This window comes from Bacillus sp. FAU20, from assembly GCF_056033865.1.
The window spans coordinates 201718-223739 of the sequence record NZ_JBVYHY010000003.1 but is presented as its reverse complement, the minus strand read 5'-3'; the positions used below and the strand labels follow the sequence as shown (position 1 = coordinate 223739).

Annotated in this window: 22 protein-coding genes, 1 pseudogene and 1 other annotated feature; all 23 genes and pseudogenes read right to left on the bottom strand. The window is 36.4% G+C overall.

What is annotated here, in order from left to right; all coding sequences use genetic code 11:
• Nucleotides 1-62: 62 nt before the first annotated feature.
• Nucleotides 63-914, bottom strand: a complete 852-nt coding sequence (gene pheA / locus AC0OM3_RS01405; protein WP_000621701.1) for a prephenate dehydratase — start codon at nt 912-914, stop codon at nt 63-65.
• A 96-nt stretch (nt 915-1010) separates the two neighbouring features.
• On the bottom strand, nt 1011-2921 hold the full coding sequence (locus tag AC0OM3_RS01400) for an ABC transporter permease (protein ID WP_474211006.1): 1911 nt from the start codon (nt 2919-2921) through the stop codon (nt 1011-1013).
• Nucleotides 2922-2970: 49 nt separating this feature from the next.
• Nucleotides 2971-4894: pseudogene (locus AC0OM3_RS01395) on the bottom strand (ABC transporter permease).
• Complete coding sequence (locus AC0OM3_RS01390; RefSeq protein ID WP_000114530.1) at nt 4869-5645, bottom strand: ABC transporter ATP-binding protein; 777 nt, start codon at nt 5643-5645, stop codon at nt 4869-4871. Before AC0OM3_RS01390 ends, AC0OM3_RS01395 begins: the two are co-directional and overlap by 26 nt.
• 93 nt (nt 5646-5738) lie before the next feature.
• Nucleotides 5739-6821, bottom strand: coding sequence for a HAMP domain-containing histidine kinase (locus AC0OM3_RS01385; RefSeq protein WP_000865387.1), 1083 nt, complete (start codon nt 6819-6821; stop codon nt 5739-5741).
• The gene (locus AC0OM3_RS01380; protein WP_002164191.1) at nt 6811-7518 is read right to left on the bottom strand and encodes a response regulator transcription factor; all 708 of its coding nucleotides are present in this window, start codon (nt 7516-7518) and stop codon (nt 6811-6813) included. The genes AC0OM3_RS01385 and AC0OM3_RS01380 overlap by 11 nt, the downstream gene beginning before the upstream one ends.
• 139 nt (nt 7519-7657) lie before the next feature.
• Nucleotides 7658-8944, bottom strand: a complete 1287-nt coding sequence (obgE, locus tag AC0OM3_RS01375) for a GTPase ObgE (protein WP_000497128.1) — start codon at nt 8942-8944, stop codon at nt 7658-7660.
• The gene (locus AC0OM3_RS01370) at nt 8944-9492 is read right to left on the bottom strand and encodes a sporulation initiation phosphotransferase B (protein WP_001003584.1); all 549 of its coding nucleotides are present in this window, start codon (nt 9490-9492) and stop codon (nt 8944-8946) included. The genes obgE and AC0OM3_RS01370 overlap by 1 nt, the downstream gene beginning before the upstream one ends.
• A gap of 63 nt (nt 9493-9555) precedes the next feature.
• Nucleotides 9556-9846, bottom strand: a complete 291-nt coding sequence (gene rpmA / locus AC0OM3_RS01365; RefSeq protein ID WP_000944958.1) for a 50S ribosomal protein L27 — start codon at nt 9844-9846, stop codon at nt 9556-9558.
• Between the two features lie 3 nt (nt 9847-9849).
• A complete protein-coding gene (locus AC0OM3_RS01360) occupies nt 9850-10194 on the bottom strand; it encodes a ribosomal-processing cysteine protease Prp (RefSeq protein WP_002164192.1) in 345 nt (114 codons plus the stop codon).
• Between the two features lie 11 nt (nt 10195-10205).
• Nucleotides 10206-10514 (bottom strand): 50S ribosomal protein L21, encoded by a 309-nt coding sequence (rplU, locus tag AC0OM3_RS01355; protein ID WP_000270907.1) that lies wholly within the window; start codon nt 10512-10514, stop codon nt 10206-10208.
• A gap of 14 nt (nt 10515-10528) precedes the next feature.
• Nucleotides 10529-10606 (bottom strand) — a sequence feature (ribosomal protein L21 leader region).
• Between the two features lie 77 nt (nt 10607-10683).
• Entirely contained in the window at nt 10684-12072 is a 1389-nt protein-coding gene (locus AC0OM3_RS01350; RefSeq protein WP_000855496.1) for an Rne/Rng family ribonuclease, read from the bottom strand.
• A 67-nt stretch (nt 12073-12139) separates the two neighbouring features.
• Nucleotides 12140-13000 carry a stage IV sporulation intramembrane metalloprotease SpoIVFB gene (gene spoIVFB, locus AC0OM3_RS01345; RefSeq protein ID WP_000599053.1) on the bottom strand — a complete coding sequence of 287 codons (861 nt, stop codon included), beginning with the start codon at nt 12998-13000 and terminating at the stop codon, nt 12140-12142.
• Entirely contained in the window at nt 12993-13739 is a 747-nt protein-coding gene (gene spoIVFA, locus AC0OM3_RS01340) for a stage IV sporulation protein SpoIVFA (protein ID WP_474211005.1), read from the bottom strand. The genes spoIVFB and spoIVFA overlap by 8 nt, the downstream gene beginning before the upstream one ends.
• Nucleotides 13740-13872: 133 nt before the next feature.
• Nucleotides 13873-14670, bottom strand: a complete 798-nt coding sequence (gene minD / locus AC0OM3_RS01335) for a septum site-determining protein MinD (RefSeq protein ID WP_000503309.1) — start codon at nt 14668-14670, stop codon at nt 13873-13875.
• Between the two features lie 2 nt (nt 14671-14672).
• The gene (minC, locus tag AC0OM3_RS01330) at nt 14673-15329 is read right to left on the bottom strand and encodes a septum site-determining protein MinC (RefSeq protein ID WP_474211217.1); all 657 of its coding nucleotides are present in this window, start codon (nt 15327-15329) and stop codon (nt 14673-14675) included.
• A gap of 66 nt (nt 15330-15395) precedes the next feature.
• Complete coding sequence (gene mreD / locus AC0OM3_RS01325; protein WP_000975748.1) at nt 15396-15941, bottom strand: rod shape-determining protein MreD; 546 nt, start codon at nt 15939-15941, stop codon at nt 15396-15398.
• 14 nt (nt 15942-15955) lie between these two features.
• The gene (mreC, locus tag AC0OM3_RS01320; RefSeq protein WP_001135489.1) at nt 15956-16807 is read right to left on the bottom strand and encodes a rod shape-determining protein MreC; all 852 of its coding nucleotides are present in this window, start codon (nt 16805-16807) and stop codon (nt 15956-15958) included.
• A gap of 41 nt (nt 16808-16848) precedes the next feature.
• On the bottom strand, nt 16849-17868 hold the full coding sequence (mreB, locus tag AC0OM3_RS01315; protein ID WP_000466736.1) for a cell shape-determining protein MreB: 1020 nt from the start codon (nt 17866-17868) through the stop codon (nt 16849-16851).
• A gap of 157 nt (nt 17869-18025) precedes the next feature.
• On the bottom strand, nt 18026-18703 hold the full coding sequence (gene radC / locus AC0OM3_RS01310; RefSeq protein WP_001013391.1) for a DNA repair protein RadC: 678 nt from the start codon (nt 18701-18703) through the stop codon (nt 18026-18028).
• 46 nt (nt 18704-18749) lie between these two features.
• Nucleotides 18750-19325, bottom strand: coding sequence for a Maf family protein (locus AC0OM3_RS01305; RefSeq protein WP_474211003.1), 576 nt, complete (start codon nt 19323-19325; stop codon nt 18750-18752).
• A 232-nt stretch (nt 19326-19557) separates the two neighbouring features.
• Nucleotides 19558-20508, bottom strand: coding sequence for a stage II sporulation protein B (locus AC0OM3_RS01300; protein ID WP_474211002.1), 951 nt, complete (start codon nt 20506-20508; stop codon nt 19558-19560).
• 164 nt (nt 20509-20672) lie between these two features.
• Nucleotides 20673-21974, bottom strand: a complete 1302-nt coding sequence (locus tag AC0OM3_RS01295; RefSeq protein WP_000582073.1) for a bifunctional folylpolyglutamate synthase/dihydrofolate synthase — start codon at nt 21972-21974, stop codon at nt 20673-20675.
• Between the last annotated feature and the right edge of the window lie 48 nt (nt 21975-22022).

Sequence of the window (22022 nt, the reverse complement as noted above, 5' to 3'; positions counted from 1 at the left end):
CTTACTCTGCCTCAAACCGATAAACAACTTTTCATTTCAAACAAGTTTAACAACAGCTCCCTTTACAACCAATAAGAAGAATAACTCCCCAGCACAGTAACAGAAAAACCGAGTGCTTCAAGTTCCATCGTTACGCCTGGCAATAATACGTCATCATATGCTTTATCGACATCGATTAAGAAAAAGTAATTTCCAAGACCTGTTTTCATCGGACGCGATTCGATTTTTGATAAGTTTAATTTTCTCCATGCAAAAGCTGATAACACTTGATATAGGGCACCTGCATAATCTGCAGGTAACGTTATCATAAGCGTCGTTTTCTCTCCGCGGTTCTCTCCGTTATTCGGGAGTACTGCTTTCTTTTTCTTATGGAGTACTAGGAAACGTGTGTGATTATTTTTATGCGTATGAATGCTACGCCTCACAATTGTTAATCCATATTTTTCTGCAGCTGCTTCATTTGCAATAGCGGCAATTTTCTCTTCAGGATGTTCTTTCACATATTGCGCAGCGGCACTTGTGGATGTCATATCTCGAACAGTTACTCCTTTTAATTCTTCATTTAAAAATTTATGGCACTGTGCAATGGCATGCGGATGAGAATGCACCGCATATACTTCATCCCACACTTCTGCATACTGCGGATGTACAAGTAAATGCTGCTGAATTGGTACTGTAATTTCTCCTACAATGGAAAGCGGCTGCTCATGTACAAGATAATCAACCGTTATATTCACTGAACCTTCTATTGCATTTTCTAACGGTACAACTGCGAAGTCTACATTTTCATTTGCAGCTGCATCTATACAATCTGGAATCGTTCGATACGGTACATGCTCTGCTTCTGGAAAAAAACGACTCACCGCCATATTTGTAAATGTTGCTTCTGGTCCTAAATATCCTACTCGAATCATCGTCTTTTCCCCTCTTTTTCGTTTTCTTACTGTTATACCATACTTTTTTATATTCTTCTATGTAAATTTCGAATATTAAAAAAAGACTGGCTTTCGCTAGTCTAAATGTTTCTTATATTCTCTTTGAGCGAAGAAGAAATAAATGATACATGCTGCGATATAAAACAGAATGAACAAACCTACTTTTCTTAATGATCCATCCATAAAAAGCGTATTATGAAACGTATATAACGCAACTGCACTATGCATACTCCCTACTATAATTGGCGCAAAAAATAGCATACATAATTGCCAACGAGAAATTTTCCATACTTCTTCCTTCGTCATTCCAAGTTTAGAGAGTGCACCATACTGCTTTCGGTCCGATGCAATATTATGGAACCATTTAAAATACACGATACTACATGAAGTAAGAAAAAATAATATACTAATAAATGAGCCTACAAATAGAGTAATATCGCCGCCTTCTTTCATATTTACATATAACTCCATATTGCTTCGAAATGCATTATTATCTTGTTTCATATGTTTCCGTAAATCTTCATTTAATTTCTTCGTCTTTTCGATATTTGGTAATGTGTAGCCTCTATATATCATTTTTTCAGAATCAGGAACCTGATTTGCTATACTGTCAAAATCTTCATCATTCATAACGAAGAACAGACCATTAATGTACGAGGGATGATGGTTAAATTGAACACCTTCTTTCTGACCGTTAAATACGAATTGATATGGTTGATTCATTACTTGCAATTGAATCTCTTTTTGATTATATACATTCGAATTATTGTATTTATTATAATAAACGAGTGTCACTGTACCTTTTTTAGGACGATACGTTTTCTGTTTTTGTTTCCTCGCTTCTTGGTTATATTCACTTTCTTTTATAAGCGGTGCTATTGTTGTTTCTCCCTTATTAGACTGAAAGGATGCATACACTCCAATAAAACTCATATATTGAAAATCATCATACTCATATTGATGCAGTAATTTTTCAACCGCACCTTCCTCAAAGACCTCATGAGTAGAAATACCTTTTTCTATGTACGAAAACGAGTGTACCCCTCCAGTTCGCCACATATCTTGCATGCTAGAAAAATATAAAAACACCGTACCTGTTGCTGTAACTACAAACGTCGTTGCCATAGACATCAGAAAGAAAAAGCGACCATTTTCCTTCATTCGATGTGACAATTGATTCACTATAAATAAATATGGATATGTATACATAATCTTTTTATTTCGCTTTATCATTTCTAACACTTGGGTAGCTCCATGCGCGAAAGAAAAGTACGTTCCAAAAAAGACAAGTATAGACACAGGGAAAAAGTATATCACTATCGTAGCCATCGTCACTTGTAGCGCCAACGCATACCCGCCCACTAAACAAGCAAAACCGAATAAACAAAGCCACTTTGATGTTTTTTTCTCTTTTTTATCTGTTCGAAATTCTTTCAATAACCGAATGATTTTTATATTCCATATACGTAAAGCACTTATAAAAGATAACAAAATAAAAACGACCATATATGTAATAAATGTTACACCAATCGCCCTTACGTCAAATATAACAGGTAGTTCTTTCGGAAGCCCCAGTAACATACTAAATACCATAAAAAAGAGTTTTAAAAATATCATACCAAGCCCAATACCGAAAATATTCGCGAAGACCCCGATTAAAATTTGCTCGGCCATAATCACTCCTATTACGTTAGACTTCGTTGCTCCCATTAACATATATAACCCTAATTCTTTCTTACGTGCTTCTATGAAAATAGAAGTAGAGTACAAAATAAATATGACGAAAAAAGAAATGATTATAACATTACATATGATAAGTCCCCAGCGTACGTTTTGATACCACATCGTCTCTTGCATATATGGATGCACAATGACAGACATATATGCGTAAGAAGCAAATATTGCAAAACAACTACTTAAGAAAAACACTTTATAATTACGCCAATTTCCTTTTATATTTTGCAGCGCTAGTTGCCGAATGTTCATCTATCGTCCTCCTGTAACTTACTACATTGGCAAAAAGCTAGAGATTCCCCTAGCTTTTTACGTGTTTTAAATATCCTCTTTGCGCGATCATAAAGTAAATGGCAGAAGCTAAAATGTATGCTCCAATTACAAGCGCACCTGATTTCCACAAATCAATATAAAGCATTTTCCCTAACGTATGAAGAGCAACTCCACTATGAATGGAACCGATTAAAATTGGGATAAAGAAGATAACTCCCATTTGTCGAATCGCAATTTTGCGAATTTCTTTATCTGTCATACCGATTCTCTTTAACGATTTAAATTGAATACGATCTTGTTCTTTATCGTTAAACCATTTAAAGTATGTCATACTACAAGCGAAGAAGAAGAACAGTACCGCTACGAAGAAACCGATGAACATTGTAATTGCTCCACCTTCTCTTATATCCTTATACGCAAACACTGAATTTCTCAATTCCCCTTGCTTTTCTGTTGCAATTTCATTTTTCAAATCTAATACAAGATCTTCTGTACTTTTCCAATCCTCAATATAATAACCATAATATTTCGTCTTTTCTTCATCTGGTACGAGTTTTGCATATTTCTCAAAATCTTGATCATTTACAACGAGATATTCACTATCATTAAAAACAGAAAATGAAGTTGGGCTATTTAGCTGAACAGACTGCTTTTGTCCGTTCATTGTAAATTCATACGGTTTCGTACGATCTATCTTCATCAGTTCATTTGCCATATCGACCATAACCATCGTTGCACTACCTGGTACATTATGAACTTCTGTAACTTGCTCTCTCTTTTGTTTGCGCACTTCTGCATTATATTCTTTTTCTGAAATAATCGTGATCGGCACTTCATGTTCACCGTTAAAAAACGTTACTTTCTGTGTTGCCGGTAGTTTTATGTATGTTACTTTTCGCGCATCTTCAAACCCGTGTCTCTTCACAAGCTCCTGTACCTTTTCTTCATTAATAAGGCTATGCGTATTTAACCCCTTTTCCTCATATGAAATAGCATGTGGAGTTTTGACTACCGTTTTATAACTCATATCCTCAAAATATACGTAAAGCGTGCCAACGGCCGAGGATACAATCGCCGTAATAATAGAAATTACAAATAGAAAACGAGCATTATCTTTCATTTTATAAATAAGGTTGCTAAGAACAAACATATTTGGATATGTATAGAAAGATTGCTTTCTTTTTTGTAATGCTTTTAATACAACTGTACTACCTTGTGTAAATAGTAAATACGTTCCGCCAATTGTCAGTCCTACCACCGGTAAAAAGAGGATGAGGAAATTCAGAAACGTTACTTGGAAGCTAAGTACATATGCAGCAATAATACATCCTATACCAACTATACTTAACCATGTAAATGCAAACGGCTCTACTTTTTGCTTTCTTGCCTCTCTTAATAAATCAATAATTTGCAAGCGTCCTACTGTCCAAACACTAAACAATGACAGGATTAAAAATAGAATAAAGTATACACCAGCTGTAATAAGAACTGCTTTACTATTCCAAACGAGTGGAAGTGTCTTATCTATTTTTAATAATACGCTTAACGCTTGGAAAAATAATTTTGAACAAAGCATTCCAACCCCAATACCAACTACAATTGCAATACTACCTAACATCAGTTGCTCTAATATAATCATTCGGCCGAGCTGCGATTTCGTTCCGCCTATTAATGTTAGTAGGCCAAACTCTTTTTTTTCTTGCTCGTAAAAACGTTGAATTTGCATATAAAATAAAGAGTGCCGAGAAGATGACCACAATATAATTCATCGATTCTAATCCTTTTGTGATCATCTTTCTCATACTAATATTACCGCTTACGACATCTGGATGATAAATAAAAGAAGCATACATGAAAAATACGACAATCGATAAACAACTACTTATAAGAAACGCTTTATAGTTACGCCAATTTCCTTTTACGTTATTAAGCGCGAGCTGGCGAAAGTTCATGATATTCTCCTCCTAGCATCGCAAGTACGTCCAGAATTTCTTGGAAAAAGGCTTGTTTCGTTCTTCCTTTATGTATTTCTGAGAAAATTTCTCCGTCTCGAATGAATAGAATACGTTCGCAATAACTCGCTGCTACTGGATCATGCGTTACCATTGCAATTGTCACTTTCTTTTGTTCATGTAAGTCTTGCAACGCGCTCATTAATGATTTTGCTGACTTCGAATCTAAGTTTCCAGTCGGCTCATCTGCTAAAATTAACGTAGGCTCATGAATGATCGCTCTCGCAGCTGCTGCACGTTGCTGTTGTCCGCCTGATACTTCGTATACTTTTTTATTTAAAATTTCTTCGATGTTTAAAAACTTCGCAATTTCCAGTACTTTCGCATCGATTTCATTTACAGATTTCTTCGCCATTACAAGTGGTAAAATAATGTTTTCTTTAATGGATAACGTATCAAGTAAGTTAAAATCTTGGAAGATGAACCCTAAATGTGTACGGCGAAACTCCGCTAATTTTGCAGCACGCATTTGATTAATTTCTTCCCCATTTACAAGCACATGACCTGAAGTTTGCTTATCAATTGTCGCCAATAAATTTAAAAGCGTTGTTTTCCCGCTTCCCGAAGGACCCATAATCCCTACAAATTCGCCTTCTTCTATTTTAAAATTTATATCATTTAAAGCAGTCGTCGCTACTGAACCTTTTGATTGGTACACCTTCGTTAATCCTTTTACTTCAAGAACACTCATTTCTAATCCCCCTATGTGTTTTCTTCTTACATTTACTATAAGAAAAATAAGAAAAAGAAACGAGTGATTTCCCTTACAAAACGTTTTGTTATCTTACAGTTTTGTCATTTTTCTCATTAATGTATGATATTCTTCATCTTTTGCAAATTGGAACGTAAATGTCGTCCCTTCTCCTTCAACCGATTGCACATAAATACCGTGATGTAAATTATCGCAAATTTCCTTCGTAATATATAAACCCATCCCAGTCGCTTCTCTCGTTTTACGGCCATTTATCCCCGTAAAGAATGGATCAAATATACGCTTTACATCTTGCTCTGGAATACCGATTCCATTGTCCTTAATATGTAATAACACTTTTTGATCTTTCTCTTCAATTTGAAATTGAATTTCCTTTTTCTCTGCTTCTGAAATTTTCGTATACTTAATTGCATTTACAACGATTTGACCTATAGCAATACTGAGCCATTTTCTATCAGATGCAACCATACAAGTATCTTCTTGAAACATCACTTTCGGAAATACAGACGATTGAATGAAGGATTTTCGATTGTCATTAATAATACCTCGCACTACATCTATAACATTTACTACTTCTACCTTATAATCTTTCGCAAACTGTTCTAGTCTTGCCATATGTAACGCTAAATCTAAACCATTTAGTATGCGGTTATTTTCTTCACGGATACTTTCAACTGTTACTCTTGCCTCACGATGCTCTTTGCCAAACTTCTGCAACAATAATTCAATAACAGATACTGGTGTTTTCATTTGGTGAATCCATTGGTTCATAAATATCATTTGCTGTTGCTCTTTCGCATGCTGTTTATGAACTTCATTCATATATTGCTGTCTTAATAACGTAAAAGATTCAACGACCATTTCTTGCTCTGATGTATAAGATTCATCAATAAGTAAAGAGTCATGTAATGTATTTCCGCCAGTAACGTACTTTTCGATCCTCTTTAAAAACACACTCCGTTTTCGGTAATCGTAAATGAGGTATACAGTAAATACAACAGTTCCTAATAAAAGTCCATATAACCACGTACTCCAATCAATGGATTCCTTTTCTAAAAGACTTTGCAACTGCAAAACGAGCCCAAATAAACAAAGGCTAACAATATAAGAAAGAATTAAAGAAAAGCGGTCCATGAAGTAATTTTTAACCTTCATGCCCTTCGCCCCACTCCGTAAGAAGCGCATAACCATATCCACGTTTCGTTACAATTGCATTTTTAATGCCTAACTCCTCTAGTTTCTTCCTTACACGTTTTACATTTACGGTTAATGTATTATCATCCACAAATGCTACTTCATCCCATAGAGCTTCTAACAGTTCTTCGCGCGTTACATATTGATTCACTTGTTTCATTAAACACTCTAATAAGTAGAACTCATTTTTTGTCAGTTCAGTTTGTTGTCCCTGCCACTCAACAATATGCTGAGACGGGAATAACAACAGTCCATTTACACCTAAACAATCATTCTCAGCAGCAGAAGCATACTCTCCATAACCACGGCGAAGTGCACTCTTCACCTTTGCCATTACGATATCTAAATGGAATGGCTTTGTAATATAATCATCGCCGCCATTTTCAATCGCCATTACTTGATCCATTTCTCCTGTTCTTGCAGAAACAAAAATAATTGGCGCATTCGATACAGTACGAATTTGACGACACCAATAAAAACCGTCAAAGTACGGTAAATTAATATCAAGTAACACGAGATGAGGATTCACTTTTACAAACTCATCTTTTATTTGACGTAAATCACTTGCTCTAAATGATTGATAGCCATACCTTTCTAAATGCTCTTCTAATATTCCCGCGATTTTCTCATCATCTTCTACAATTAATATTTTATACATGTTCGTTTTCTCCCCATAAAAAAATTCTTCTAAAACCACTCCCCTTTTTATTATAAATTGAAAATTTAATTAGTGGGGATTTTTTCCTGTACAAATCCGATTTTTGCGATATAAAAAAGACTGCCGTATTTCGGCAGTCTTAATCGATAAATTCAAATTCATATTCAAGAATTTTTACAATATCTCCGTCTTTCGCGCCACGTGCACGAAGCGCTTCATCAATACCCATTCCGCGCATTTGACGAGCGAAACGACGTACAGATTCATCACGTGAGAAGTCTGTCATCTTGAATGTTTTCTCGATATCGTAACCAGAGATAACAAACGTGCCATCACTTTCACGTGTAATTTCAAATTTAACACCTTCAGTATCAAATTTGTACATTACACTTGTATCAGACTCATCCGCAACTTCATGTATTGGGAATTCTGGTGTTGTTTCTATTAAGTTCGCTACTTCAAACAGTAAGTCACGAACACCTTGTCTTGTTACAGCTGAGATTGGGAAGATTTTTACTTCGTCTCCCACTTTCTCTTTAAATGCTTGTAAGTTTTCTTCTGCATCTGGCATATCCATTTTGTTTGCAACAACAACTTGTGGACGCTCAGTTAAGCGAAGATTGTATTCTTTTAATTCATTATTAATCGTTACGTAATCTTCATATGGATCACGGCCTTCTAAACCAGACATATCAATAACATGCACGATTACACGTGTACGCTCAATATGACGTAAGAATTGGTGTCCAAGTCCGACGCCAGCATGTGCGCCTTCAATTAGTCCTGGAAGGTCAGCCATAACAAAGCTGCGGTTATCACCAGTTTCAACAACACCAAGATTTGGAACGATTGTTGTGAAGTGATACTCTGCAATTTTCGGACGCGCTGATGATACAACAGATAATAATGTAGATTTACCTACACTTGGGAATCCAACGAGTCCAACGTCTGCTAGTACTTTAAGTTCTAGAATAACATCACGCTCTTGACCTGGTTCCCCGTTCTCAGCGATTTCTGGCGCTGGGTTCGTAGCTGTTGCGAAACGTGAGTTACCACGGCCACCGCGGCCACCTTTTGCAATTACAGCAGTTTGTCCATGCGTTACTAAATCGGCAAGAATTTGACCAGTTTTTTCATCTTTTACTACTGTTCCTGGCGGAACCTTTACAAGTAAATCTTCAGATTTACGTCCGTGCTGACCTTTACTCATTCCGTGCTGACCGCGATCAGCTTTGAAATGACGTTGGTAGCGGAAGTCCATTAATGTACGTAAGCCTTCCTCAACTACGAAAACAACATCTGCACCTTTACCGCCGTCGCCACCTGCTGGGCCACCTTTTGGTACATACTTCTCACGACGATACGCAACCATACCGTTACCACCGTCGCCGCCTTTTACATATATCTTGACCTGATCTACAAACATTATTTCACCACACTTTTTTCAATTGGTTGTAATATAACTGAGACTTCTTCGTCTCGCACTGTATAAGAAATGGAATACCATTTATTGTTTTGGGTCGCAAGCCAATTCTGTAGTTCTTCTACACTCGTTAGCTTACCACGAAAATCAAAAAAGAAACGAGCATTATCCGCGTCACATTCAATTGTGATACAAACATAATTTTCAACATATACGTCTAAACTATGCTGAAGCATCGAGAAAAATTGGTTCGTCCATGTACATACAGTCTCATCTAAGTGAGATAAGTTATGTAATTTCCCTAATACTTCGTACTCCAATAAGCACGGCTGCTGTTTCCAATTATATGTTAAAATCCACTCTGAAAATAAAGGCATTGATAGCCCCATCAGATTGGATTCTTGTCTCGCTTCTTGGACAAAACGATCGATGAGACTATGAATTTCTTCCACTTTTCCAAGGGAAAGGTTTCCTTTCACCATCTGCATACGATTGAGCCAATCATGTCTTGAATGGCGCAATGCATCTATAATTGTCCATTTTTCATTCATTTAGATACCCCTTAATATAGAAAAACTCTAACCTGCACTCAGGTTAGAGTTTTCCGTGAGTTCTTATGCTTCTTGAGCAACAGGATATACGCTCACTTGTTTGCGGTCACGGCCAAGACGCTCAAAGCGTACTACGCCGTCAACTTTCGCGTATAAAGTGTCATCGCCACCACGACCAACGTTAACACCTGGATAAATTTTTGTACCGCGTTGACGGTAAAGAATTGAACCACCTGTAACCGTTTGACCATCTGCGCGTTTAGCACCAAGACGTTTTGACTGAGAGTCACGACCGTTCTTTGTACTACCTACACCTTTCTTAGATGCGAAAAACTGAAGATCTAATCTTAACATACGTTACACCTCCTGCACTTTTTCTATTAAACGGATATACTTTCCGTAATCAAGTTCGATCGTCTTAAGCGAAACAACTAATCCTTCTAAAAGCGTTTGTGCTTTTTCTGCTGCATGAACGTCTAAATCATTAGGCAATTCATACGTTAAGAATCCGCCATCACTTCCGAGTTCAATAGTTGCTTGCACATTACAAAGTTGTTCCACTGCATTTATAGAACCAAACACAACCGCTGTAGTTCCAGCACAGACAAGGTCTTGTCCATGTGGCGCATAATCGGCATGTCCAGTCATTTTAAATGATTGGATACTTCCTAATTTCGTGCGACTTATCGTAATTTTAATCATGTTAACCAGAATTAAGCGTTGATAGCTTCAACAACTAGCTTAGTGTAAGGTTGACGATGACCTTGTTTCTTACGATTGTTCTTTTTCGCTTTGTATTTGAAAACGATAATTTTCTTAGCGCGACCTTGTTTTTCAACTTTCGCAGTAACTGTTGCACCTTCTACAACTGGGCTACCAACTTTAACGTTTTCGCCACCAACGAAAAGAACTTTGTCAAAAGTAACAGTTTCACCAGCTTCAACATCTAATTTTTCAATGTAGATTGCTTGACCAGCTTCAACTTTAATTTGTTTTCCACCTGTTTCGATAATTGCGTACATACTTGCACCTCCTCTTAATTACTAAGACTCGCCAAAAACGAGGTAGACATAAATGCCTTTAGGGAACCTGTCTTGTGCGGTTGTAGCATATAGCCGTTTAGGTGCTATAAACTATAACATAAAGATGTTATCATGAATCATAGACAGTTGTCAATAAATGTTCTGCTAACTATTTTTTCCGTTCTACAATTTCTTTTTTACTTCCAAAACGAACGATAGCATACTTTTCGATATTATCATCTTTGAAATAAATTTCAAATGGAATATTTTTTTGTAATTCTTTTTGCAAAAACTGTTTTTGCAGTTCTTTAGGCGCAGCGATTAATACTGCTTCATCTTCTATATTGCCATATGTGATTAGTTCTCTCTCTAACTCATATGCAATTGTTTCATACGACATCACATAACCCGTCGCTTTGCAAGGTACACACTCTTTTAATAATACGTCCCGTAAAGAATGCTTTTTACGTTTACGTGTCATTTCCAAAATCCCTAGCTCCGTAAAGCCGAGCACCCTTGTATATGTGCGGTCATCTTGCATAGCAGCTATGAGACATTCTCTTACCTTTTCTTTATCTTCTCTTTTTTTCATATTAATAAAATCAATTAATATCATACCACCAATATCACGAAGTCTTAATTGGCGTGCAATTTCTTCAGCTGCCATCTCATTTGTGCGAAGTACTGTATCTTGTAAATTTTGTTTTCCCGTAAACTTGCCCGTATTCACATCAATTACAGTCATCGTCTCCATTTGTTCTACAATTAAATAAGCACCATTTGGAAGCCAAACAATTTTTTGGAGTGCTTTCTCAATTTCACGCTCTATTCCAAAATGGTTAAACATCGAAGACTTTTCATTATAAAAAGATACTTTCTCTTTACCGACCTTTTCTTCTAATTCTTTTACTATACTCCTTGTATCTACAACTACTTTTTCAATCGTCTCAATCGGATTTTCTTGAAATACACGATCTAAAAAAGTTGCCGGTCGATGAAGTAGTAACGGTGCCTTTCCTTGGCTCTCTTTTCTTTTTAACTCTTCATATAACTGCTGTAACCTTTGCATTTCAGCTTGTATTTCTTCAATTTCTCCTTTTTCAGAAGCAGAGCGGAAAATGTATCCCCCCGTTCCCTCTATTTCAATTTGGAGTAACTGTTGTCTTCTTTTATTATTTTTTATTTTTCGAGAAACAGCGCGCATCTCATCAAACGGCATATAAACGACATATTTCCCGGTAAATTCTATATTCGCTGTCAATTTAGGCCCTTTCGTATCAATTGCCTCTTTCACAACTTGTACGAGTATCGCTTGCCCTTCATGTATACGATAAGAAGATGGTACATCATCGTACGAAAGGTAAGCATGCTTTTCTAAACCGATGTTTACAAAAGCTGCATTCATTCCAGCAATTGTTCTTACGACACGCCCAACATAAATATGCCCAACAATCTCTTGCTCTTCATTACGTTTCCATAAAAATTCAACAATCTTTTTCTTCTCTTCAATTGCAACGCGCTTTTCCGAACCAGCGTAATTTACATATAACGTTTTCAAAATTATTTCCTCACTTTATAATCTTCTTTGATTTTACAATAATAAAAGGTTAGTGCTATCGTCAACACTAACCGATTAATTCTTCAACTGATGAAGTTGTTCGTTTTTCAGTAAAATATGCATAGAGCAATTCATTTTCATCCAATGTGTAATGCTCTTTATATTTTCCACGGACGATAATAGAATGCTTATATCCTCTACGAAATTTTGTGAATATCGTATATAAACGATCTTCCGTTTGCACTTCAATAGGTGCAATCTTTTCGATTCCTCTTTTGTTTCCATAATAACGTTCTAATAAAAAACGCATAAATGCATACCGTCTTTGTTTCCACTCTCGATATAATGACACTGCTAAAAATACGAGTAGTACCCACATCATAATATTGTTACTATTCCAGAGTAACTGCCATCCTAATATTACACCAAAAAAAACACATGACAATTTCATCATCTTTTCATGTGCTTGTAAATAAGGGAAACGATATGATAATACATTAAACAATACTTTCCCGCCATCTAACGGCCAAATAGGGAGTAAATTAAATGCTAAAATAATTATATTATTCCACATAAAGAAATAATATAAATCTGCATTCAGCCAACCGGCTTCGAACAACATATAACCTACCAGCATCATCCAAACATGTTGAATCGGTCCTGCAATTACGACAACAAGTTCCTCTTTCAATGACTTATTACCATGTTCCTCAAGCTCGGCAACGCCACCAAACGGCAAAAGCTGAATTCTTTTTATACGCCAATTATAGTGTGCTGCTGCAAAAGCATGCCCAAGTTCATGAATAAGAACAATACAAAATAACAGTAGTAACTCTTTAAAACGCGCAGTAAAAATACCAATGACAATAATAACCCAAAATAATGGATGCACGGAAATTTTCGTTAAAACGTCCCTATATTTAATCAAATGAGATCACCTGGATCGGATCAATAAATTTTTCATTCTTTTTTATCGCGAAATAAAACTTTCCATTTTTATCATTTGTATCATTACTCACCGTTCCAATTTTTTGTTTCTTTGAAACGTAATCATATAATTTCACTGACATATCATTTAAGTTTGCATACCATGACTCCGTACCATCTGCATGTTGAATTTGAACTGTATTTCCAAGTTCCTCTTTCTTGCCTGCAAAAACAACTAACCCTTCATTCACTGATTCCACTTTTTCATTTGTAGCTGTTTGGACAAATACACCTTGGCCATTTTTTTGAAACCCTTGCATTACCTTTCCAGAAGCAGGAATTGCATAATCTTTTTGCTGAATACTTCCTTCTTTTTTCTCGTTCGGCGAATAGAATACAAGCGGTTTTCCAAATTGCTTTTCGTACCATTTCGCTACAGTAGCAAACTGAAATTCCTCTTTCATCACTTTTTCCGTAACAGCTTTAGCTCCATTAAATGAAGAAGGAGCATTCTTATATAAAATAGCAACCGAAAGAACTAATATTGCTGATAATAAAACTTTGAAGAAAAAGACTTCCTTTCGAAATAAAGGATGCATTTCCTTTTCTCCATCTTCAATAAATACCGCTTCACTATCAAAATTCCCTCCGTTAAAATACTGCTCTTCCTCCATCCTTTCTTGCTCGGCCTTCCTTTTTGCAATCCGCTTTTTAATTTCTTCTACGTGTCTATTCTTCATACTGTCTCCTTTCTTTCGTTAAGCTAATTTCAATAGAAACAGTTGTATACAGTTTGTACATATGTATGAGCTAAGAAAGAAAGATATTCGTGTGAAGAAAAAAGAAAGCACTTCGCATATGTGCGAAGTGCTCTTAACGGATTCCAAAGAAGTTTTTCACCTTTGCAAATACCGATACCTTTTCTTGTTCAAATGCTTGTAATGGTACATTCTCACCTAACAAGCGTCTTGCAATATTACGATAAGCCAACGCTGCTTTTCCGCTTGGTTGCAACGCCACAGGTTCACCTGTATTTGTAGCTCGAATAACTTCATCGTCATCTTCGACAACACCAAGAAGCTCGATTGACAATGTACGTACAATTTCATCAACATCTAACATATCCTGTTCATGAAGCATATGACTACGTACACGGTTAATAACAAGTTTCGGTGGTTCAATATCCTCTTTTTCTAAAAGCCCAATAATACGATCCGCATCGCGCATTGAGGATACTTCTGGAGTCGTAACAACGATTGCTTTATCCGCACCAGCTACCGCATTTTTAAATCCCTGCTCAATCCCCGCAGGACAATCGATTAATATGTAATCATAATCTTGACGTAATACTTGTATTAATTCATCCATTTGTTCAGGTGTTACCGCTGATTTATCACTCGTTTGTGCTGCAGGTAATAAATAAAGATCATCAAAACGTTTGTCTTTAATAAGAGCCTGAGGTAAACGGCAACGCCCTTCAACGACATCAACAAGATCAAATACAATACGATTTTCCAGCCCCATTACTACGTCTAAATTTCGAAGACCGATATCTGTGTCAATTAAGCACACTTTCTTTCCAGATAACGCTAGGGCCGTACCAATGTTCGCAGATGTAGTAGTTTTACCTACTCCGCCTTTTCCAGATGTAATTACTATTGCCTCTCCCACAGCTATACAATTCCCCTTTCTAACTTTGTTAAATTAGGTCTAAGATGAGTGAGAAGTTGCAGGCGATCGACAACAATGTGATTGTTCTCATTAATATACGCACATTCTGCCGCCTCCGCTCCGTCTTCTTTCTCTTCCGGAGCCCGCATTGCCACATCACTAATTCGAAGTTGCATCGGGTTCATAACAGATGCAGCGATTACAGCATCCGAATCCCCATAATACCCAGCATGTGCAATTCCTCTTAATGATCCTACGACAAAAATATTCCCCCCAGCGATAACCGTTCCGCCTGGATTAACATCACCAATTAACAACAAATTTCCTTTTACATGTAAAACTTGTCCAGAGCGAACAATTTTGGAAATAGGGACAATTTCTGTTTCTTCTTTCCAAGCTATTGCTTCTGCTTTAGTGATAACATCACTTTCAATTGAATCCACAACAAGATTCTTTTTATTACGAATTAACGTACGAATCTCTTCTTGTTGGACTTCTGTTAAATAACGATTTCCTACTTTCACATGCACTTCAATTAAAGAGCGCCCATCACCATCGTAGTAATGTGTAGAAAGTTTTTCTTCTAATTCCATCAATAATTCTGAGAATGAACAACAATCATCTAAATGAAGCGTTATCCCATCTTTTGTCCCTTTTATCGTTACATTTTGTTGCTTTTTTTTCTTCCACTAAAGTTCACCCCACCGATTCAATTCGACATAAAATTAGAAAATCCTTTTTTCTTTTTCTTCCATCGCTTTTGAAAGACGCACTATATATCGTCTCAGTGGGAAACAAACTATCAATAAGAAAATAGCATTTAACAATAAAGTAGAAAGGAGACGATCTGTGAAAAAGACATACGCTGGCATATGAGTACGTCCTAACAAAGTTAAGAATCCATACACATAATACTCTAGTGCTACAACGCTAGCTAATATGATAGAAACAACAATAAATAAATTCAATTGTAGTACTTTCATCACACTATAAACTAAATAAGCTAAAATCGGATAAGCAAAAATATATATCCCGACAAGCTCTGTGTATACGGTATCAAATAAGAAGCCAAATAATAGTCCGTAATAAATCCCTTGAACCGGACTATAATACACTGTAATAAAACATAAGACGATTATAAAGAAATGCGGTGCTACTATGCTGTCTTTCCAAAACACATCCGTTGGAACAAAAGTAGCAAACATATTTTCAAATAGAAACACAAAAAGGAGCAAAAGAGGAAGAGCTGCTCTTTTTAATATCTTCATCATCTCTTCTTCTCCTCCTATTCTAATGGCGCTGAAGGTGTTGCACGTTTAGCAACCGTAATATGCTCTACGTCATTTAAATCAGCGGAAGGTTTTACATAAGCTGTTTTTGTTAAGCCATATGCATCCGGCTGAACTTCAACGATTTTTCCAATTACAAGACCTTTCGGGAAAATATCACCCAGTCCAGATGTTACAACTAGTTGATCTTTCTCTACCGGTGCATCAGAGCCAATCTTTGTGAAAAGAAGTAATTGCTTTTCTTTGTCATAACCTTCAATCAATCCAAAGATTTTCTCTTGCCCTTGTACAATAGCAGAAACGCGATTTGTTCGGCTCATAGAACTTAGTAATTCTACTGATGATGTAAACTGAGATACACTTTTCACTCTTCCAACTAACCCTTGTGAAGTTACTACCGCCATATCTTTCTTAATTCCTTGCTGTGCCCCTTTATCAATTCCAATTAAATCGTACCATTTATCTGGATTACGAGAAACAACAGTAGCTGGAATTTCAGTATACCCACTATTTAACTCTTTTTTACCAGTTAGCTCTTGTAGCTTCTTGTTATCATCTTCTAATTGTTTTACTTTCCCTGATAGACCTGCATAATTATCTAATTTTGCTTTTAATTCTTTATTCTCTTCATACGTGCGCTTTACATCCTCTACATTTTCGAAGAATCCAGCTACGTATTTCGCTGGCTTTTGGAATACACGTTCTACAACACCGACAGTATCTTTAACAAACTGCTCTGGCCATGTTAAACTGTTCCGTTCTTTCAATGAGATTCCAATCAATGCCACGAGAAGAATAATACTAACCAACAAAACAATTAATCTTTTGTTTAAGAAAAACTGTGGCACGTTCACACCCTCTTAATTTCACTGATTTTTATTTTGCAATATTATCGAGCAGCAGTTTTGAAAAGATCGATATTGTCTAATGCTTTACCTGTTCCAATTGCTACGCAATCTAATGGATCTTCTGCAACAAGAACTGGCATTTTCGTTTCTTCACTAATTACTTTATCTAAATTACGTAGTAATGCCCCGCCACCTGTTAATACGATACCGCGGTCCATAATATCAGCCGCTAATTCAGGTGGAGTTTTTTCTAACGTATTTTTAACTGATTCTACAATCGCATCTACTGTATCTTTTAATGCATCTGCAATTTCTTCTGGCTGAATTAGTACTGTTTTTGGTAAACCACTTACTAAATCACGACCGCGAATTTCCATAGGCTCGATACCTTCTGGCTCGCCTGCAGAACCAATTTCTAATTTTAATGCTTCAGCTGTTCTTTCACCGATCATTAAGTTATAGCTTTTCTTAATGTACTGAATGATTGAATCGTCCATATCATCACCAGCAACACGAACTGACTGACTTGTTACAATACCACCTAGAGAAATAATTGCAACTTCTGTTGTACCACCACCGATATCAACAACCATACTACCAGTTGGTTCCCAAACAGGTAAGTTTGCACCAATTGCTGCTGCAAATGGCTCTTCGATAGGATAAGCATCACGAGCACCTGCTTGACGAGTCGCATCGATTACTGCACGTCTTTCTACAGCTGTAATACCAGATGGTACACATACCATTACATACGGCTTACGTGAGAAGAAACCGTTTGATTTTTGAGCTTGTTGAATGTAATATTTCATCATTGTTGCAGTTGTTTCATAATCAGCAATTACACCGTCTTTCATCGGGCGAAGTGCCACAACGTTCCCTGGTGTACGACCAATCATTTGTTTTGCGTCGCTACCTACAGCAACGATTTGTTTCGTATCAGTTTGTAACGCCACTACTGAAGGTTCTCGTAAAACTACACCTTTTCCTTTTACATATACAAGCGTGTTCGCAGTTCCTAAGTCTATTCCAAGATCGCGAGTAAATCCACCAAATCCAAACATATTATTTATCTTCCTTTCTTGTTTTCACGGACTCATTTTTTCTTACTTTATATTATAAAAACAGTACGTTTTTTATATCTTTATCCTTTTTGTAGATAAATTTCTACAAAAAACTCATAAATCACATTATAAAACAAAATAAGTAAAAAGCATAGTCTTAAATATGACCTTTTTCCTTTAAACTCACGAATTTATGGTCACCTATTATAATATGATCAAGCACTTCAATTCCGATAATCTGGCCGCATTCTACTAAGCGTTTTGTTACTTCAATATCTTCACGGCTCGGCGTGGGATCTCCTGAGGGATGGTTATGAAGACATATGATAGAGGCTGCTGCACGACGGAAGGCTTCTTTAAAAACTTCCCTCGGGTGTACAATTGACGTGTTTAAACTTCCAATAAAGATCGTTTGCCTATGTATAACTTGATTTTTTGTATTTAAATATAAACAAACAAAATGCTCTTGTTGTAAAAAACGCATTTCTTCCATCATGTATTTCGCACAATCTTCTGGACTTCGAATACTATATCTATTTTGATATTCTAAACGTACCATTCTTCTGCCTAATTCAAAGGCTGCCATAAGTTGCGATGCCTTTGAAATCCCAATACCATGTATACTAATTAGCTCTTCTAATGTTGCATCTTTCAACATACGTAAGCCATCAAATTGGTGTAAAATTTTATCTGATAACTTTAAAACTGTTTCTTCTTTAGAACCTGTTCTGAGTAACACTGCGAGAAGCTCTCGATTTGATAAACTTCCAGCACCTTCTAACAATAAACGCTCCCGTGGCTGTTCTTCTCTTACAACATCACGAATACCGTTCATCTCTCCACCCCTTTATTTGTTCTCTCAAAGAAAATCCCATGCAATTTTACGCATGGGTTACATCAATATCAAATTGTTTTAATTCCCGAACGAGACGTGCAATTGGTAAGCCAACTACACTATAGTAGTCCCCTTGAATATTTTGAACGAAAATAGATCCTTTACCTTGAATCCCATAACTACCGGCTTTATCAAGAGGTTCTTTCGACGCGACGTATGTATCAATTTCCGCTTCTGTTAACTCCCAAAATGTAACTTCTGTACGCTCATAAAAAGTAATCGTTTTTTCTTTTGCTATAATCGCAACACCTGTATACACTTCATGTGTTTTCCCTGATAGTAATTGTAACATCTCTTTCGCCTCATCCTCATTAGAAGGCTTACCAAGAATACGCGACTCATATGTAACAATTGTATCTGCACCTAACACAATGTGATCACTATTATTTTCTGCCACCGCTGATGCTTTTTGCAAAGCAAGCGACATTACAATATCAGAAGGCGATGAATATGCATCAATTGTTTCCTCTACTTCACTTACAACGATTTCAAATGGCACACTAGCTAACTCAAGCAATTCCTTCCTCCGAGGTGACCCTGAAGCTAAAATTATTTTTCTCATATTTTCTCCTTCCTTTCTCACATGAAGCAGAACAATTTATATTAATCGTATCAAAGGAATAGTTTGTCCACAAATGAAAGAAATATTAATTTCTCTAACTAAAATAACACTTCTTTATTGCATACGATTATATTCCTGTCATAGAGAAAGCACTTTGCTCTAAATTCAAAAGAAAAGAAAGAAGTACATGTACTTCTTTCTTACTCATTTTATTATCCTATCATTTCACTTTCTACGAAACAATTTTTTCATACGAGAGTAAACCATCAATAATAACTTGATTTAATTTCGCCAAAGATTCCTTATCCATCTTCCCATCTTTTACTGTTTGTACAGCTACCGACGTATACATATACAGTTTCTTCGCTTCTTCTCGTTTCATACTTTTTCCTTCTTTTTCAATCGCTTTCCATTCTTTTTCAATCGCTTCCATATCTTTTGCGCTGCTTTTTCCACCAACTTGTACGCTAGAAGCATATTTTGCTAAATAAGTGTATAATGGCTGCACTTTTGTTAAAAATATTCCTACTTCTTTATCATCTTTCAGCAATGCTTTATCTGTTATATCCCAGTTCTTTTTTAAAACGGAGACACCATCATTTTTATACTTAGTCATTAATTGATTTATAGACTGTTCATCGCTAGCAATACCAAAAACTATTGCATACTTATCACCGCTCGGTCTCAAAGCACCAATACCCCCATTGCCTTTCCATTCTTCAAGAGCTGCCTGTCCCTTTTCTTCAGAAGAATAAAGCCCCCCTTGAACAAAAAATAATTTCATCGGATCCAATGACGTTCCTGCCTGCGCCTTTTGTTTTTCTTCTTTCGGTGCTGGTGTTTGTTCTGCCGTTCCACCCACCTTTGATTCTCCATTTCCAGTCGGCCTTGAAGCAGTTACTTCACTTCCTCCTGTCGTTCCTTGTCCAGTAAGTAAATGAAGCATCCCCATTCCAAACGCCGTACCGATAATAATTGCGGTTGCAACGATTACAATTAATGTATTACTCCACTTCTTTCTGTATTTTTCCACAGACATTGATTTCGCTTTTTGAAACGGAACAACATTTTTCGGTCGTTCACTTTCTACTACCATCCATTCAAATTCACCTTTCTTCTTTTCCTCATACTTCGCTTCTGTTCCATTCACTTTCACTGAGATCGTTCGTGATTGCTTGTCCATACACTCACACCTCACCTCTTATCGTTGTCCGCATCATATCATATTCATTTCACAAAAAAACGAGATATTTGTCAGAGGAATTCGCCAAATAACCCTATATATTTATCTTATATGTATGCATTTGACTTCATTTGTAGAACAAAAAACTAGATAGCAAAGACTATCTAGTTTTTCTCGCGAATATACTTTCGAACTTCAGAAATGAAATAAAGAGAACCTGTTATGATAAAAACATCATTTTCTCCAATCATTTCAACTTTTGTATCAATTGCCTCTTTCCAATTTTCAAAAACTAATTTTGATTCTTTCTGTGAATATGATGCAAGCTTGTCAGCAGAAATAGCACGATCAAAGGCGAATGTTGTAAAAATAATTTCATCTGCAATGGTTTCTAATTGGCCTACCATGTTATGCAATTGTTTATCACCAAGAGCAGTAAATAATACTATTACATTTTTAGCTTTGTAATGCGCTTCTACTGTCTTCACAAGGCTTTCGATACCTTCTGGATTATGAGCACCATCTATAATAATATCCGGGTTACTTTGTAGCTTTTCAAAGCGCCCAATCCAATATGCTTCCTGTAATCCCGTTCTTATTTCCTCTTCCTCAATTAAAAATGATACATATGTTTTTACATACATTACTGCCATAAGTGCTAGCGCTGCATTTCCTACTTGATGAATGCCTTTCATTGAGATTTGCAAATCTTCAAATGTGGAAAAAGGACAAGTAAAATCAAACTGTTCTCCATCTTCGTTAGACTGTTTATGTAGCGCTGTAAAATGCTTGCCAAGTTCGTATAAGTTTGCATGGTTTTCCTTTGCAACATTTTGAATGACTTGCAAAGCTTCTTCATCTTGTACACCAGTAATTACAGGCACGCCAGACTTAATAATCCCCGCCTTTTCATATGCAATTTCTCCTAGTGTATTTCCTAAAATATGCATATGATCGTGACCGATATTCGTAATAATCGTGAGAACAGGGTGTATAACATTGGTAGAATCAAAACGTCCACCAAGCCCTGTTTCAAATAATACAACATCACAGAAATTGACTTTACCGAAATAGCAAATCGCCATAACAGTAATAATTTCAAACTCCGTTGCTTCCCCTAAATCTGTCTCGTCTAGTTTTTCAACGACTGGTTTTACCATTTTTACAAGTTCAATAATCTCTTCATCTGCAATTGGTGTTCCATTCACACTAATGCGCTCATTAAATGTTTCTATATAAGGAGAGGTAAACGTTCCTACCTTATATTTCGCGCCTTCTAACATGTAACGCATATATGTTAAAGTTGAACCTTTTCCATTTGTACCAGCAAGATGAACACATTTTATATGACGCTCTGGATTTCCAAGTTCTTCTAGCATCCATCTCATTCTTTCTAATCCTGGCTTAATTCCAAATTTCAATCGGCTATGAATCCACCCTATCGCTTCTTCGTATGTATGTATCACGTATGCTTTTCCCCTTTCAAAAGACAACTTTCATAGTTCTATTATACG